11 protein-coding genes and 2 pseudogenes are annotated in these 17,263 nt (G+C 57.8%); 1 reads left to right on the top strand and 12 read right to left on the bottom strand.

Features of this window, described 5'->3' with window-relative positions:
- Positions 1–36 precede the first annotated feature (36 nt).
- Positions 37–1,218, top strand: coding sequence for a hypothetical protein (locus ABVQ20_RS30005; protein WP_354463315.1), 1,182 nt, complete (start codon positions 37–39; stop codon positions 1,216–1,218).
- An 84-nt stretch (positions 1,219–1,302) separates the two neighbouring features.
- On the opposite strand, the gene ABVQ20_RS30000 is transcribed toward ABVQ20_RS30005, so the two are convergent.
- From ABVQ20_RS30000 to ABVQ20_RS29945, 12 genes and pseudogenes are all read right to left on the bottom strand, one after another.
- Complete coding sequence (locus tag ABVQ20_RS30000) at positions 1,303–2,670, bottom strand: IS110 family RNA-guided transposase (protein ID WP_354463314.1); 1,368 nt, start codon at positions 2,668–2,670, stop codon at positions 1,303–1,305.
- Positions 2,671–2,907: 237 nt separating this feature from the next.
- Positions 2,908–3,162 (bottom strand): annotated as a pseudogene (locus ABVQ20_RS29995) (transposase); the annotation flags it as partial.
- Between the two features lie 468 nt (positions 3,163–3,630).
- A pseudogene (locus ABVQ20_RS29990) lies at positions 3,631–4,197 on the bottom strand (nucleotidyl transferase AbiEii/AbiGii toxin family protein); the annotation flags it as partial.
- On the bottom strand, positions 4,175–4,336 hold the full coding sequence (locus tag ABVQ20_RS29985; protein ID WP_354463313.1) for a DUF309 domain-containing protein: 162 nt from the start codon (positions 4,334–4,336) through the stop codon (positions 4,175–4,177). The pseudogene ABVQ20_RS29990 and the gene ABVQ20_RS29985, both read right to left, overlap by 23 nt.
- A 215-nt stretch (positions 4,337–4,551) precedes the next feature.
- Positions 4,552–5,436 carry a citrulline utilization hydrolase CtlX gene (gene ctlX, locus ABVQ20_RS29980; protein ID WP_354463465.1) on the bottom strand — a complete coding sequence of 295 codons (885 nt, stop codon included), beginning with the start codon at positions 5,434–5,436 and terminating at the stop codon, positions 4,552–4,554.
- A 200-nt stretch (positions 5,437–5,636) separates the two neighbouring features.
- Complete coding sequence (locus ABVQ20_RS29975; RefSeq protein ID WP_354463312.1) at positions 5,637–6,854, bottom strand: arginine deiminase; 1,218 nt, start codon at positions 6,852–6,854, stop codon at positions 5,637–5,639.
- 886 nt (positions 6,855–7,740) lie between these two features.
- The gene (locus ABVQ20_RS29970) at positions 7,741–9,621 is read right to left on the bottom strand and encodes a CehA/McbA family metallohydrolase (RefSeq protein ID WP_354463311.1); all 1,881 of its coding nucleotides are present in this window, start codon (positions 9,619–9,621) and stop codon (positions 7,741–7,743) included.
- A gap of 1,177 nt (positions 9,622–10,798) precedes the next feature.
- Entirely contained in the window at positions 10,799–11,914 is a 1,116-nt protein-coding gene (locus ABVQ20_RS29965) for a mandelate racemase/muconate lactonizing enzyme family protein (RefSeq protein ID WP_354463310.1), read from the bottom strand.
- A 10-nt stretch (positions 11,915–11,924) separates the two neighbouring features.
- Positions 11,925–13,052 (bottom strand): alcohol dehydrogenase family protein, encoded by a 1,128-nt coding sequence (locus ABVQ20_RS29960; protein WP_435528451.1) that lies wholly within the window; start codon positions 13,050–13,052, stop codon positions 11,925–11,927.
- A gap of 75 nt (positions 13,053–13,127) precedes the next feature.
- Positions 13,128–14,234: a mandelate racemase/muconate lactonizing enzyme family protein gene (locus tag ABVQ20_RS29955; RefSeq protein WP_354463309.1), complete on the bottom strand. Its 1,107-nt coding sequence runs from the start codon at positions 14,232–14,234 to the stop codon at positions 13,128–13,130.
- A gap of 57 nt (positions 14,235–14,291) precedes the next feature.
- Positions 14,292–15,845 (bottom strand): trimethylamine methyltransferase family protein, encoded by a 1,554-nt coding sequence (locus tag ABVQ20_RS29950; protein WP_354463308.1) that lies wholly within the window; start codon positions 15,843–15,845, stop codon positions 14,292–14,294.
- 111 nt (positions 15,846–15,956) lie between these two features.
- Positions 15,957–17,246, bottom strand: coding sequence for an NAD(P)/FAD-dependent oxidoreductase (locus tag ABVQ20_RS29945; RefSeq protein ID WP_354463307.1), 1,290 nt, complete (start codon positions 17,244–17,246; stop codon positions 15,957–15,959).
- Positions 17,247–17,263 lie beyond the last annotated feature (17 nt).

The following is a 17,263-nucleotide window of genomic DNA, read 5'->3' as shown; positions in this document are numbered from 1 at the left end:
GGAGCAGCAGTGAGTTCAAGTCTAAAGGTCCAACATATGATCGATGGGTTCGGTTTTCCGATGCTCCTCAATTGGATTTATCCGGGCAGGGGAAAAATCCTGCCTTCCGGCGCTGCATGTAGATCCTGCGCAGCCAGGATTATGCTTTTGTACGCGGTCGCTTTTTTAGTAGCTCTAGGCACCGATCCCGCCTTTGCCCATGTGAAGTGGTTCTCTGCATACGACCTGGGCATGCCCCCTCAGCCGCTTACGTCGCTCATCAACCCGCTGTTCATCGGGTCGGTACTGCTTTCGATGTGCTTTGTCATCGTAATGTTCTGGTTCGATGCCTGGCTCGCCTCCTGGCCTGCCTACGCCGACTACATGCGTCGGTTTGAACATTGGCGGAGGGCATCGCCAGATCTCCTTCGCATCGGGCTAGGGCTATTTCTTTGGGCACTGTGGCTGCTTGGAGGAATTATCCTCACGCCTGAGCTAAGGATCAGCAGCACCTATATCGGCTGGCTGCAATTTTTCCTGGCCCTGTGCACCCTGACCTGGCCAACGACCCTGATCTCTGGCGCAGGTTTGATTGGATTGTACGCCTATGGCATCCATGATTATGGGGTGTTCCATATGATGGATTATCCGTTGTTCCTCGGCATCGCGGTCTATCTGATCATCCAGTCGGCCCGCCTGGAACGTTTCTACCGCCATGCTGACATGATCCTTGTCGTCTCGCTATCGGCCACGCTCCTTTGGGCTGCGGTTGAGAAGTGGCTCTATTGGTCCTGGACCATGCTGCTGCTGGAGAAGCATAGCCATCTAGCTCTCGGCATAGACCATCATGAATACATCATTTTGGCTGGATTCGTGGAGTTCGTCGCAGCCTTCCTCGTTCTGTTCGGCAGAGCGAGCCAGATATTGGCTTCAATAGTGCTGTTGGCGATATTCACCTCGGCAATTGCTGAATTCGGAAAGATCGATGCGGTTGGACACCTCATGATTATCCTGGCGCTTGTGGTTATCATTCTCGATGGCGTTGCGACGACTGCACATGGCAATTTCGCGAGGAGGCAATTGAGGGTGAGCCGAGCAGGCACTGCACCATTGGCTTTTTCAGCATTCCTGTTTCTCTATGTATTTGCCTATTCCTTGATGTATCAGTTGGCTCCCCCGACAGACAAAATCCCAAAGGAACTTCCTAATTCCTTGCCTCGGCGCGATGCCGAAAAGTAAAGTCGGCACCGGCCAGATGCTCCGGTGTTTCGCGATGAAAGCGAACCTCATGTCACTTCCCTCGCGAAGTAGGCTGCGGCCTTCCTAAGAAACAGCCGCCTCAGTCTCGTATGGAACAGCTTGCAAAACGAAGCCCAGCGATTTGGCGCGCCGCTTCAGATTGGCGAGGACACGGCTGCGATATTGTTCCTCATAGTGATCGGCGCCCGGATCCCTGTAGGTCATGCCGTGCCTGAGGATGTTGTAGAACAGGACCGCAATTTTGCGGGCGGTCGCCGTCACGGCCTTCGCCTTGCCCGCACGAGAGGACAGCCGACGATAGAATGCTCCGAGCGCCGTATCGCTCCGCCCGATAGTCGTGGCCGCCAACCGCAAGAGCGCTGCTGCCCGGCTGGATGATCTCCGCGTGCGTGAAGAGAGCACCTTGCCGCCGGAGATTTTGTTCCCCGGCGCGAGACACAGCCAGGAGGTAAAGTGCTTGGCGCTCGGCCAAGCCCTCAGATCCGTGCCGCACTCGCCGATAAGCTTCAACGCGAGTGACGGACCCAATCCATGGATCTCGGTCAGATCAACGCCAAGCACGCCGTATAGAGCGGTCCTCACGTCGAACGATGGTGTATTGACCTGCTTGGTCTTCACCCGCGGCCTGGAGAGCTTGCCGACCGGCTTGGTCCCTTTGTCAGTCAGCGCCGCTATCAAGGATTCCAGCTTGCGATCGCAGTCGAGCATCTTGGCCTGGTAGGTGTCGTAAAGCTCCAGCGACTGGGTCAGGGCGAAGACATGTTCGTCCCGGTCGTTGCCCACCAGTGCAGCGCGGATCGTCTCGACAGAGGAATGGCAGCGCACATCACGGTAGGTAGCCAATATATCGGGATTGCGCTCGCCCGCTACAATCGCTCGGATGATCCGCATACCGGTCGCGCCGGTGACGTCGGAGACGACGTGGTGAAGTTGCAGGTTCATTTCCATCAGGGCCTTCTGCATGTGCTGGATATGGGCGGCTGCGTATTCCACGAGCCGCTCCCGCTGACGCAGATAGGCGCGCAGGGTTGCGATCTCGGCATCAGGACGGAAACTCCCGCGTAACAAACCGTAAGAATGAAGCTGGCGGAGCCACGCGGCATCGCTGACATCTGTTTTGCGCCCAGGCACGTTCTTTGCGTAACGCGCATTGACCAGAATGACCTCGAACCCGTGCTGCTCGAGAATCTCGTAGGCCGGGATCCAATAGACCCCGGTGGATTCCATCGCGACACTGGTCACGCCGCACGCTGTGAACCAGTCCGCCAGATCATGCAGGTCTTGCGTGAATGTGCCAAACGCTCGCACTGGCGTGTCTGTGCAGGCCGGGTCGACCGCTGCCATGTGCATTCTTGATCCGATGTCGATGCCAGCGGCACCAACATTGACCGGCTTCAACTCCGGGCGGTCGCCGGTCGTCATCTTGGGCATCGCAAATCCTCCATCAAAAATTGTGGGCGGGAGGGTCTGGGCTATGCCTATCTTCATCTTCCTAATCGGGATCGCCGTTAGAGCGGCGTCACCACTCTCAAGTTCGCATGCACCCATGGACCACGTTTTTTTACGGGGACTGCGCCTCCAATAAGCTGACGGCCGCTACCCTCCGAGGTGCTAGGGTAGCATAGGCTGTTACTACCGCGCGCAGGCGGGCAACGGCCCGTGACAGTTTTTTAGGATGTCGCGCTCCGCCTTGAGCTTGGCCACTTCGCGACGCAGCTTGTCGATCTCGAGCTGCTCCGGCTTCATTTGGCCGTGGCCGGGAAACGCATGCTGCGGATCGGCCGATAGATCACGTATCCATTTGCGCAGCACATTCTCGTGCAGGTCCAGATCCCGAGCCGCCTGCGCGACCGCAACACCTCGTTCCTTCACCAGCCTCACAGCCTCAAGCTTGAACTCGCGGCTGAACTTTCTTCTCTCCATGGGAAAACTCCGGTTCCATCTTCAACACCTTAACTCGGTGTCCATGGAACCGGCAGCAGGCCAGTTGTCCCGAATTAAGCCGGGCTTAGAACTGGAACGAAACCGCCGAGAAGTGCGAGCGGCACTCACTCGATATGGGTTACCAAACCTGTCCAGGTGGGTTACCAATTCGCGTGTTGTGTGACCTTAGGTTCCCAATCAGGACCGCAATAAGCTTAATGAAGACAGCCCTTTAGCGCCAGTCCGGAATTAATTGTCGTTGGGGCACATTGGTAACCTGTTGACCGAAGGGCATTGGGAACCTCTTCTGGCGAAAGCGGTGCGATATGAGCCACTTAACAGGCTGGCCGACGACAGATAATTCTGGACTCGGAGTCTCACAGATGACAAATAATTCCGGACATCACACCAGACTGCCAATTATGCGACTTTTCGAGCGCAAATGGCGAACATACAGCAGGCTGAACGTCAACCTTTTGGCGCGTTCAACAGCGTTTCCAATTGTCGGACGCTTTCGAGCACCAAGTTGAAATTCGGCACAGGCCCAAAGATCATCGCGGCCATGGCAACATAATCTCGCCGCAGGGCGTCAACCATTTCGTCATGTGGCAGCAAGGGCAAGGTCGGCGGTTCGGCTGATGCAAGGTCGTAGTCCTTGCGGTTGAAAAACATGCGAGCATGAGCGACGCAGTCGGCGCCAAGATCCCTATTCGCGATTGCCCGGCGGCCAGTTTCGGACTCCATGAGCCGATGAATGTCATAATAGTGGCGTGAAATCCGCTGTCCGCCACCGCGCAGTTCACCCCGACGCTCAAACCAGCGCCGCAGGCCATGAAGGATCACGACCTTGTCCCAAAAAGTCCGCTCCGGATCGACCGTAGTGACGTTGGCCACGCTCAGATCGAGACCTGGCACGTCCTCATCGACATAGGGTCGAATGATCTGCGGTGTGTTCGGATCGAGTGCCGACTTCGCGCCTGACTCAATCTTTACTGCCGGACGGACATACGCCTCAACAGGCGTCGCGGTCGGATAGCTGAGCGCTTTGTTTCGCAGCGTGCCATAGAGGCTCCCAAGCCTCATGAGCTTCCCAGTAATAGCCATGGTTGAAAAGGTCGCTTCCCCATCGGAATGCGTTTGAGCTAAGTGCTTCCTCGACGGCAACAACTGTCACCGGCTCGCTTTGGTAACTGTGACCCAGCCGAAAGCTCGACGAGAGGTGCGACGCCTACGAGAGGCCATAGGCGACTGCGATCTCGGCAATCGGCAACTCTGTCTGCTCGGATAAGGGGTAGCTCCAAGCCTGGATGGCAGCCCGGCGGCAGTGGAGCATCGGCGAGTTGCGTCTTCCTGTTCCCGCGGGGTTGGTTCGCAGCCGACGGACCGCTTTTAAACCCGAGGCGTGAGGTGCACGCCGGCGATCGTGCATCGCACGGAACCGCCGGCCCGCTCGACCGTAGGAATTGCTAGCGGCAGCAGCCGCGCGCTTTCGCCGATGATGTCGATCTGTTCCTTCGTCAATGCCAAGAGTGCGGTCGTCGACAGGACCAAGATGCGCCCGTCCGCGCCCAGGAGCTCAATCGCATTGCCTGCAAACTTCTCAATCTGTGCGTTGGTGAGCCCGATCACCCGACGGCCGGCGCGTTCGAAGCGGTTGACGATTTCGCGTCGTCTCCCTGATTCAGTGATCATGTCGAGCCCGATCATGGCGAAATCGGTCGCGACGCACATCAACACGTTCGTATGATAGATGTCGAACCCGCCGGGGTCCTTCGCCGAGAACACCATCGGCTCAAAACTGAACTGGGTACAGAACCTTTCAAGTGCGATTGGATCGGTGCGCTCAGATCTCACTGCATAGGCGACCCGATCAATATGATCGAGCACCATCGAACCGGTACCTTCCAAGAAGAGGCCGTCCGGCTCAAGGCCAGAATAGTCGATCACCTCCTGCACCCTATATCGTCGCTTCAGCATATCAATAATATCGCTCCGGCGCTCACGGCGGCGGCTCAAGGCCTTCATGGGGTAGATCGCTACGTAACCGCCAGCGTGGGTTGAAAACCAGTTGTTCGGAAACACTGAATCCGGAGCGTCGCTGTCCTCGCCCTCGAACAAATGCACCGTTATACCCTGCTCTTGGAGCAGCGCAGCGGCACGGGTGATCTCCGCATAGGCAAGCGGCGACAGATCACCAGCATCAACGTTCGATATTTGAAAGCGATTGTCGGCCGCAGTCTCGATATTGACCGCGAAACGATGCGGACGGACCATAACCACCGCGGAAGGGGCCTGAACCGAGCATTCTGTACGTGCTGCCACGGGAAAGCCTCCGATCGGGTTAGCGAGTGCATTGAAGTATGCTGCAGCGACCGCCCGGGGCATTCGGGTCAGCGATCCCGTTGAGGCGGAAATCGCTGAGATCGCGGATGGCCTTGCTGTGCCTGGCGGGTCGATGTCAAAGTGCCTTTTGGTCAGATCGGATCGCGCACAAGTGGGCAAGTCATGCAGCGTCCGCCGCCGCGGCCACGGCTGAGTTCAGCACCGTCGACCGTGATCACTTCCACGCCGGCGCGCCTCAACAGCGTGTTCGTGTGTACGTTGCGTTCGTAGGCAATGACGACGCCCGGCTCGACGGTGATCACATTATTAGCGGCATCCCATTGCTCCCGCTCTGCCGCAAATCTGTCACCACCGGTCTCGACAGTGCGGAGAGCCTTCAATCCCAGAGCCTCAGCCACTACCGATAAAAATGGCCTAGTCTCCTTGGTGACATCGAGCACACCCTCAGCATTGTTCGGTCGTAACGAAAACGTCTTGAGTAGCTCAATGACCTGCGGGTGAATCGTCACGAGGTCGCGGTCACAGAAGGTGAAGATCGTGTCAAGATGCATAGAGCTGCGATTCCGCGGCATCAGTGCTGCAATGACGTGCGTCGCATCCTTCGTCGAGAACAAGCGTCGCGCCAGAACCTCGACTGCCTGGGGTGATGTTCGTTCACCCATTCCAATCAGCACAACACCGCCGCCGACCGGCATCACATCCCCGCCCTCGAGACTGGAAGCGGGGTCAGGTCCATCGGGCCCCAAGTAAGTGAAGCTGGCCTCCCGAAACCGCGGATGGAACCGGTAGACCACCTCGACATTCGAAGCTTCTGGCTGTCTTGCGGGCCAATACATAGTGTTGACCGAGACACCACCATAGATCCAACAGGAGCTGTCACGTGTAAAAACCTGGTTCGGCAAAGGCGGGAGGACGAAATCCTCCGGCTCCAGCGTTTGCCCCGTCAGGCTGCGCGGTTTGAACGGCATTTCCGCAACCAAAATCCCGCTCACCAGATAGGTCGCAAGCTGGTCATAAGGAATTTCCTCGAGCCAGCCGCGCAGTTCATCGACCATATCTTGCCCGACAGCGGAGGATTGAACGCGACGGTCGAGGAGCCAACGGCGCGCTTCGGGCAAGGCCACCGTTGCAGAAAGCAGTTCGTCCAACGGGTGAACCAACACGCCACGGTCGCGCAGGGCCTCCACGAACGTGTCGTGCTCCTGTCCGGCGCGCTCCACCCAAGGCACGTCGTCGAAAAGAAGGCCCTTGCAGTTCCCCGGCGTGAGGCGGCGGAGGCCAGGGCCTGGCCGGTGCACCAGTACTTCTCGCAGCCGGGCAACCTCGGAATGCACACCTAAGCTCATCATGGGAGTTGCGTTGCCAACAGAGCGGGCCGATGGCGGAGGTTCTGTCTCGTTGGCGGCAAGGCCATCGCGCCAAGAGAGCGGTCATGGAGGGATCGGCCGGAACGAAGGCGCTCACCCCGCTCGCGCCCCCGCCCAAAGTTGGAAGAGGATGCGGCGTAGATTGAGGACATCGCACATAGAGACGTAAACAAAATGCACGTCGTCGGGTGTAGCCGACGAGCCGCAGAATATAGACCCGCAGGCACGGGATTTGGCGGTCGCCTGCAACTGTTGGAACAATTTTCTGCTAGTGAGGCCCTCAAGCAAATCATCGGTACAGACATCGAACGGCCCTGCTCCTAGGTATACGTCACCGGTTAGAGAGCAAAAGCCATACCGAGCCAAAAAATGGTTTGATTTCAAAATTTTGCCTGTTCGCGGCCGTTTCTGCCTGTCCGTTACGGGCAAAATTTGTCGGGCTTCTGACATAGAGAAGCTAATTGGGTTGTGAAAGGCACAGTTTGGCATTTTGGCAGAGGGTGCAAAAGGGAGCAATTCCGGCCGGCGTTTGACGAAAGGCAAGCACAACGAGCCCCGCCCCTGATGGATTTGAGAGCGGCTCTGCTGTCATCGAATATCCGGCGCGATCGAGTTTGATCTCCGATGATCTCGCCAAGGGTCTCCCCCCTCGACCGATCGCAGCAAATTAGCTTTCTGATAACAATATCTTGCGGCACGGAAGGTGGGTGAAGTTTTTTAGATTATATAATATAACAATGTTAGCACCGATTACGCAGGTACAACACTTCTTCTAAGAGCGTCGCACATCATAGCGGCGACAATTATTCAGCTCCTCGCCTACTGGCCCGGGCTTTAAATCGTGTCAGGTGCTAAACCATTCGCACCTTTAATGCTCGTGCGCAATATGGATTGAGTGCACCGGAGTATGTTGGTGGCCCACACCATGGTGGTGCAGCTGATGATGCAAGCGGTGATGGGCGAGCTCGAGTGCAGCCCGCATTCGCGCTTGCTTCGCTTCGCTGCTCCTGGGGGCAAGCGTGTCTAAGTATGCAATTGATCCTTCAATCTGCGCGAGAACCGCTACTGCGTCAGAGGTCGCGAAAATCGCGCGTCCGTCTACCTCTATGAAAACGGCGCTCGTATGGGCTGCGATGTCCGTGTCGCGTCCGGCCACACTCCCCCGAATCCGAATTGCCACCCAACAGGATTCCGTTATGTTTAACGAGCATTGACCGGAGAGCGAGAGGTCGTCGTATTTGGCCTGTTCTACCACGAGCCCATTGCGGATCACTTCAACGGCGCTTGCACGCACGCTGACCGCCTCAACTTCCCAATGCACCCCAATCGTTCCGCCTCCTGCCGGAAGCGAAATCTTGCTCCCGGGCAGTCGACCCTCGACCGTGACATTCACCAGCGGGCCGACGGTGACAAAGGTGTCTCCGCCCCTAATGCAATCCATCCAAGTCCGAAAAGTGAAATCATTTGCTCCCAGCCTGGCATAAGTTCGGATACCGCCCAGTAGTGACGCGGCATCCATTTTATCGGAACCGGCGACCAGGGGCAGTTGATAGCCGATGTTGAGATATCGGTACCAGTCAGCAAGCGCGAACGCGCTGATCTGCCATCGCCTTGGATTGAAGCTCATGATTTCGAGCGCATCGACCAAGCCGAGCACAATATCCGCGGCGCGCTCCGCCTGTGGATTCGGCGCGTGAGGCATCACCACTAACCCACCCTGCCGGCGGCAACGTTCCGCCCACTCCGCCATAGTGGTCTCAAGAGGGTCCCCGATAGCCGCTTCGTCTGGGCCGCCGGTACACAGAGGGTCGATCATAGCGCCCTCATATCCGAGGAGCGATATGTGACCTAAGACCTGCTGCCGGTTCTCTGTACCCACGCGCACGAGAAACTCACCATCGCCTCCGAAGTCTTTGGCGCCGAGGGTAGTCCGGCCGTCGAAATCGCCGACGTTGCTGAACATCTCGCCCCATTGCGACGCGAGCAGGTTGACGACGTTAACGCCTTCCGCCTGACCTTCGAGCAATGCGGTTTGAGGGCTCAGGAAATGGACATGGGTATCGGAACTTACCCATCCTCGCTCGCGCCAGTGCAGTACCTTATCGAGCTCGAAGGTAATTGCTTCGGTATGCTCATTAATGTCGATGATCCGACGGATCGGCTGTACTTCAAGTCCTTTCGATATTTCGACGAACACAGAACCGAATGGCAGATCGATCGTGCATTGGCCGTTTACATACGCATATTGATTTAGCCCGTTGGCAAATTCGGCAAAATTGTCCTCGAATAGACCAACGTTCACTTTCCGATGATGGCCTTTGGGTGGAAGATATTCGCCATTCGGACCATGAACGTGAAGCCTCGCCGCAACGGGCACGGTTGTCCCTTTCTCGACTATGACAAACTTCACAGGCTTCATGGTCGAAGGGATAAGCATCGCTTCCAACTTGCGCTGGTCAGAGTTGGCGGAAGTATTGTCAAATGAGGCAAGCTCTTCTGCCAGCAACGTGCCATCTTCCGTTCGCAGAAATATTCGAGCGTCTGGATGGGCAGAATATTCGACAATGACTTCCGAGTCAGAAGGCGCGGGCTGCGCATCTGGGAGGTGGCTCAGCCAGTCAGATTCCTTGTAGTCCAGTACCCGTCGAGCCGAAATTACTGTTCCTAGGTCGATTCCGATCTGGTCACCGCGATCATCGGTATCGAGTTCGCCTATTGCATTCAGACTCACTCCCGGAGGGAGCCGCATTCGCAACTTTCTCCGGTTTTGGAGGCGTAGCGGATGTTCCCGGAGCCCGGTCGTACTTATAGCATAAATGAGGGAGCTCTCAGCTTCCGCGCGTAACCGAATGCCCACTACCTCTCTGTCCGGGTGCTCGTTCGGAAGAGCGTAAAGCCACAGGTTTTCTTTCTGATAGAGCCGTCCAGATTCCGTGCGAAATTCGGCTGTTCCATAGTCGAACCGAGGACTGCGTCCGAGAGCAATGTCCTCCCCGTGCGTTGCATACACGTGCGGTCCCCGAGCGGGCATCGCGGCGAATGGACTGGCTCCCCAACACACATGACGTTGTTGAATGCCGAAGCGGCGAACGACCGGTACGTCGATCTCAGTGCCGTCGGCGTACTGAAGGGAATAGGTAGACACCAATTCCCCCAATGAGTTACCCGCGATCGATTCAGCGCTTGCGGGGCCTACCGGAACTGTATCGCCGAATCCAGGAGGAACTGCATCTGGACGGTCCGTCACAAGTTGAACGAAAACTACATAGGTCAGGATGGTCGGCTCAATGCCGACAACTATGGACCGACCCTGGGGATGAAGCATAAGTATGTCCGATCGCTCGGTCTTTCCAAACAGAAACGGTATACCTCGGAGAGATTGAAGCCCTTCAATCGAATCGCTCCAGCCATCATCCTTTGGTTTTCTAGCGAAAAGACCTGTTAGGTCTTTTCGTTTCGCATTGAAGTGATGACTCAGTTCCACTGGCTTGAAATGCGGTGAGGGTGGCGTGATCACAATTTCACCTCCGATTTAGCAGCGACTTGTCCGCCTTTAGTAGACGGCCCGCGTTTTATTTGCTTGATAACGGGCTGCCTTCAAAATGGCCGCCTTATTTGTCGAGGCGTCGTTGACATCATCCTTGCCACTTCCAGCAGTTTCCCACCAGTCGCTTCAGCAACGGCAATGACCCGTGGGTGGCTGTCGCCTGGCACAATTCCACGGGGGAATGATCAACTCGCCGAAAGATGGGCCCGCCAACCACCGAATTCACGGATGTCCCTAGCCCTTCCGTCGCGACCACCTCGACCAGGAAACCCTTGGCCTGCGAGCCATCGGGCCGAGTTCCAGCCAGCCATCATACTCCGCTTGGTCGGCCGGAGTGTTCTTTCCTCGCATGGGTGAGGAGCTGAACAATTCGCCGCCGTCAAGAATAGCTGGCCACCGGCTCACCAAGCACGTCCAGGCGGGGCGCAATCCCCAATCCAGGCGCATCTGGTGCTGTGACGCGGCCTCCACTTACCTCAAAATCTCCGTCTGCTGTCCGGACCGTCACCATGTCCCGGCACTCAAGAATACATCGGAGATTTCGCTCTGGGACCGTCTGGCCGAGATGAACTATGCCTGCGAACGCAATGTCTGATCCGACTGTGTCCTGGACACTGACCGTGTAGCCTGCTGCAAGGCAAAAATCGCGATGGCGGCGACCTTTGGTTAGACCGCCGTTCTTAGAAATCTTGAGACCTATGCCGTCCCCGGCGTCGTCGGCGATCATCTGGACAATAGACGCGTCGTTGGTGGCGAGCTCGTCGAATATGATCGGAACATTCGTTCGTCGCCGCAAGGACACACATTCACGCCATGTGGCGCAGGGCGCTTCGAGCACGAAGTCGAGCCCATCAGGAAGCAGGCGTAGCATGCGTAGTGCGGACTCCACCGTCATTCCGCCGTTCGCATCTACCAGGAAGAATTCGCCGGGCCTCTTGTCTGCCATCGAAGCTGCAATACGCTCCGCATCGATCATGGGGTCGTCGCCGATCTTCACGGAATGCCCGATATAGCCCATAGCTCTATGTTCGGCGACGCGGTCTCGCATTTCGTCGGGATCCCCTACGTAGATTGAGGAAATGATCGGCATACGGACGTTCGTCCGACCTCCAAGCAACTCGCATACAGGCATTCCGACAGACTTCCCGAAAATGTCCCAGCAAGCGACATCGAGAGCCGTTTTCGCATGCTCATGACCAACGAGCGCGAAGTCCATCGCTTCGTTGATGCGGTCAACGCGGCGAGGATCGAGACCGATCAGACTTGGCGCGATTTCAGCGAGACCAGAACGGACCCCGCGGGCATGGGCCGCGATATAGGTCGAGCCCCACGGAGTGCTCTCACCCCACCCTTCTATCCCGTTCTGTGTCGTCATCCGAACGATCGTAGCGTCGAAGCCACGATACTCGCGACCTCCCGAGAGGAGGTATACCCCACCCGAGTACGGGAGGTTCACTTGGAATACGTCGATCTTTTCGATGCGAAGGGTGGACATTTCACATTTCTCACTTCGGGGTGATGAGTACGAGCTTGCCGCTGATCTCTTTTGAGAGGAAATCTTTTTGAGCTTCGACAATGTTCTCGAGCGGATAGGTTTTTCCAACGTGCGGGCGGATTTCGCCCCGCTCGATGTAGGAAACAAGATTTTCGAAGATGACGTCATCTTGGAAGGTGCATCCAAAAAAACTGAGGTCTTTTAGATAAAGCGTACGGACGTCGAGCTCGACGATCGGTCCAGCTATCGCCCCGGCGACGGCGTAGCGACCGCCTCGCTTCAAAACATCCAACAATTGCGAAAACTGCGGGCCTGCAGCCACGTCAATCACGACGTCGATCGAGTCCTTCCCGAGCGCGTCTACGAGGTCATTGCCCCGAAAAATGACGCGATCGGCTCCAAGTCTGCGAACCTGGTCTGCCTTGCTTTGGCCCGCCAACGCAGTGACGGTCGCCCCGCGGCGCTTCGCCAACTGAACTGCGGCGGACCCTACACCGCCTGACGCGCCGGTAATCAAAACGGTCTCGCCGCTCTTGACACCCGCTCGGTGAAGCATGCCCTCGGCTGTCGAATAAGCGCAGGGGATTGAAGCGAGTTCCACATCACTCCAGTCGGAGGTGATATTGAAAGTCTCGCGGGCAGGAGCTTTTGCGTATTGGGCGAAGGCTCCGTCGCATTCGGAGCCGAATGTCCAGCACTCCCACGGTCGGTAATCGACATATGTCCGTAAGAGATTGCGAACGACGACGCGCTCACCAATACGGGTGGGATCGACGCCATCGCCGACAGCGACGATGTGGCCGCAGCAGTCAGCACCCTGTATACGCGGAAACTTCAGTGCCTGCCCAGTCCAGCTTGCGTCATCGTCCTCGGTCGCGGCGAAGCCAGTTAGGCCGCCTTCCGAGGTTCCTTCACGGATCGCTTTCGAATACCAGCCGATGCGCGTGTTGATGTCGGTGTTGTTGATCGCCGCGGCAGCTACCCGGATCAAGACCTCGCCCGCTCCGACCTTTGGCACTGGGAGGTCCGTTCTGAATTCAAGGTTCTCAAAGCCGCCATGTCCGACCAGGACAACTCCCGACATCGTCGGTGGAATGGGATGTAGTGGTGCCGATCGGTGGGAGTCTTCTATGTTCACGATTGCGCTCCTGAGGCAATGCGGAATTGCTTGCGGCAGGGGACGGCATTGCCGATCTCCCGGGTAGTTTGTGGATCAACCAAACGAGGCTACGGGTGCCCCGAATAAACCTTCGTCAGGAACCACACCAAGCCCTGGGCCGGTCGGAAGCTTGATGTGGCCGCCCTCGATCTTAATACCGTTCTCCGGATCGAAATTGCCTTCGATATACGGCTGGGCCAACCATACGCCTTCGTTGAGGCGTGGCTGGACGGTCGCGCCAATGTGGGTGCAAGCGGCTGCGATGATATCTCCGCCCCACGCGTCGTCGCACGTGTGTGGCATCGAGCGCGCCTCGCATATGTCGCGGAACGTCGCCATCGCGTGAAGGCCGCCGATGCGGGTGACTTTCATCCCGAAGCCGTCGCATACGCCGTCGCCGATGGCACGGATTACGGTGGCGAGGTCTTCGCCGTTTTCATCGAGAAAGACGGCGTGATGAAGTTGCCCGCGGATCGCTTTGATCTCTTCGATCGTGTTGCATGGCTGTTCGAGGATGAACGGGATGTCGAGGCATTCGCGGCTCAATCGCAACGTATCCCGCGTCGTCAGTGACCGGTTGGCATCCACGGCGAGCCGCAGTCGCCCGCCGACGCGCTCCCAGACCTTCCGGACGACGGCGATGTCGATCGCGACGTCGCGCCCACCGATCTTGATCTGGAGCCGAGGAAAGCCCTCGGCAGCCTTTTCCTCGGCGATGCGAGCGATGTCATCAGGCTCGCCGATGCCGGACGCGTAATACGACGGAACTCGTTCGGTGACAGCACCACCCAGGAGGTCGGCCACGCGGACCCCGAATTGCTTTCCCATTATGTCGTAACCAGCAATGTCGATTGCTGCCTTTGCGTATCGATGGCCGTTTAACAGGCTATCCATGTTGCGGCGAAGCATAACGGGCTTTAGAAGATCAGTCCCGATGAGACCTTGCGCCATTTCGTGCAAGGCGGCGACTGCGCCCTTGGAGTGATGTGGCTGATACGTCGTGCCGACCGGGCATGTTTCGCCCCAACCGACGAGGCCGTTGTCAGCGACCACCTTCACCAGCGTGGTGTCCAGCGAATAGACTGTGCTGCTGGCGATCGTGTACGGCCCGTTCTTGACCGGCATGTCATGGGAATAGATGTGCAACTCTGCAATTTTCATGAGGGTTCCTCAAAAAGTGGCCGGTGGCGAGAGACGCCAGTTGCGAGAATGATGTAATTAGTGTTCGAGATTCAGCTCGTCGACTGCGGGGATTTCGCGCTTCCGGCGCTCCATGTAGTCGCGCAGGGCTTCGTCGATGCCTTCGTCGAGTTTCGGCTCCTGATACTCGCCGAGAAGCCGTTTGGCCTGCTGGAGCGCGCGTTCCGTGATCTCTACGCTCCCTTCGGCTTGCCACTGCTCGATGGAGTCGTTGTTGAACATTTTCGGCATGAAGAACGCGCGCTGGAAGTTTGCCTGCGTATGGGGGTGGCCCAAGTAATGCCCGCCGGGGCCGACATCGCGAATGGCGGCCAAGGCCTCATCGAAGTCGTCCCAACGGACCCCCTCGGCCAGCCGGTACCCCATCGCGCACATTTCAGCATCCACAACGAACTTCGCGACTGAGCAATGCATGCCCGCCTCGTTCCACCCCGCGCTGTGCCAAATATAGTTCGCGCCTGCATGCAGGACGGCGTTCATTGTCATCGCGCTCTCGTAACCTGCCTGCGCGTCGAAGGTCTTCGCGCCGCCGAGCAGGTTCGACGTCCTCCAGGGGACGTTGTAGTACCGCGCCATCTGACCGATCAAATAGTTCATAAGGCTGATCTCGGGGGTCCCGGCCATGGGAGCGCCAGATTTCATGGACACCGTAGAGAGGAAGTGCCCATAGATGGCAGGGCAGCCCTTTCGAATAACCTGCGTATATGCAAGAGCCGAAAGGGCTTCCGCATTCAACTGGGCGACGGCCGGGGCGACTGAAGCCGGTGTATTCGCCCCGCCAAGCACGAACGGCGAGCACAAAACCGGTTGATTTCGGCGACATAGAGCGCGCATTGCTGAAAGCATTGTCTCATCCCAGACCAGGGGAGAGTTGCCATTGCAGTTTCCCGTCACGACGGGAGTTTCCTCCATCGTCTCCTTGCCGAAGAGGATTTCGCACATGTCCATAACGTCTTCGGCGTTCTTGCCTGACGTGGTCATGGCCATGAACGTCTTGTCGGAATACTTCATGGACGAATAGGTGATCGCCAGATGGCGGTGGCTAACAACCATGTCCATCGGCTCGACGATATGGTGCGCGGTCGAATGCAAGGCCGGGGACATGTGAGCCAACTTGTGAAACATGTTCAGGTCGGCGATCGTGGGCCAACGGCGCTTGTCTTCGAGGTCACGGATGAACGGCGCGCCAGTCATGGGGACGAAAATCGAATGCTTGCCGCCGAATGGTAGACTGCGTTCCGGATTCCGAGCGCGATAAGTCCAGCTGGAGGGAATAGTGGAAATCAGTTCGCGCACAAGGTTGCGGTCGAGATGAACACGTTCCCCGCGGACATCGGCCCCCGCTCTCTTCCAGTCCTCGAGAGCGATCGCGTCGCGAAAGACCACGCCGACCTCCTCGAGTATAGCCATCGAAGCTTCGTCTATACGGATCACGTGTTCGTCATCCATCAGCTCAGTTACTGGGAGCTTGCGATGAAGTGACGGCAGCATCGCGAAATCGGGAGCATTCCGGAGGGATCGCCGGGCATCGCGGCCTCCGGCGCGGACGTGTCGAACTGCTTGCTCGCTCATTGGGATACCTTCGTGTAATTTAGCCAATGTGGGTCGGCGGCACTTTGTCGGCAGTCGATTTTCCGAACTGTCCGGGCCGAAAACCGACCACCAGACAACTCGAGGGCTGGGCTACTCGTCGCGAGCCAGCCACTCTTTCCACCGGAAATAGAGGTTCGCGCCGATCTCGGCGAAAGGCGACGGAATGAGCTTCGGAGGCTGATCCTCGGCAAGAAAATGTGCCGAGATTTCAGAAGGGCGCTTCATCACCATATCGGCTGCCCCGATACCCGTCAGTGTGCTCCTGACGGTACCCAAACCGTTATCGACACATGCCGAAAATAGCCCCGGCTCGAGTTCCCGCATCACCGCGGCGCCGTTCCAGCTCATGCAAAGGTGCCCGGCCCAGCTGTATTCCATCGGTATGTTGGCGATGGTCGGAAAGCGGTCCGCGAATTTCCGGCGATGGACCTTGGCCGAACGCGCGACGGCCGCTTCGGAAGGAAGCATGCTCGGGACGTAGCTGGCGCAGGTTCTCGTGATGATCCGGTTTCCTCCCTGAGCGGCGTCGATTCTCCTCATCGTGGTGCCCATGGGGTCCGACGGAGTGATACCCCAGCGAGGCTGGCCGCCGAGCTTAGAAAACGTGGTTCGGTCGAGTTCCACCGTCATGGAGGCGAACAGGAAAATATGCATCAGACGACGGCTAGCGAACCCGAAGCTTTCCAGATGGCCGTTGTTGGCGAGTATGACCTTGGAAGCCGCTACGCTCCCTTTCGGCGCGGTCAGAACCCACTCCTGGCCGTTTTTGGCGAGCTTGCTCACAGGTGTATTCTCGAAAATCAGGACCCCGTCTCGACGCAGCCCGGCGCCGAGCGACCGAACATATCCCGCCGGCTGCAACATGACCGTGCCGGGGGTATAGAGGCCCGACGTGTAGTGCCGGCTTCCAGTCACATCGTGCATCGCCTTTGCGTCGAGCACCTCGTTCGCCTCTCCGAGCTCGGTGAGGTGTTCGGCGTAGCTGATATTACGCTTGCGACCCGTTTCGGTCGCGGCCCCATTGATCTTGCCCGCGGGATCGAAGAACGCCGGATCGATCGAGTAGACATCGACCGCCTCGCGCGCAAACGCGATCGCGGACCGGTTCAATGCGGTCATGGCCTTATCCGCTGCCACTCCCTTTCCGGCGTAGTCATCGGATTGAAGGTCGTGTGGCAGGTCGATCATGAATCCGGAATTCCGCCCGGAAGCGCCTTCCGCAAGGCCGCTAGCCTCAAGCACGGCAACGCGGAGGAAGGGATCGAGTTGACGTAACCGCCTGGCGGCTGAAAGACCCGCGAACCCGCCGCCGACAATTGCGACGTCGACGCTGACGTCGCTCTCGAGCGGAGCGGACGCAACTTGGGCAGGAAGGATCAAGTTCCAAGCTGCCGGTC

Origin of the sequence: Mesorhizobium shangrilense, from assembly GCF_040537815.1 — a bacterium.
GTDB lineage: Bacteria > Pseudomonadota > Alphaproteobacteria > Rhizobiales > Rhizobiaceae > Mesorhizobium > Mesorhizobium shangrilense.
The sequence above is the reverse complement of the archived record's forward strand: the minus strand, read 5'-3'. Positions and strand labels throughout refer to the sequence as shown.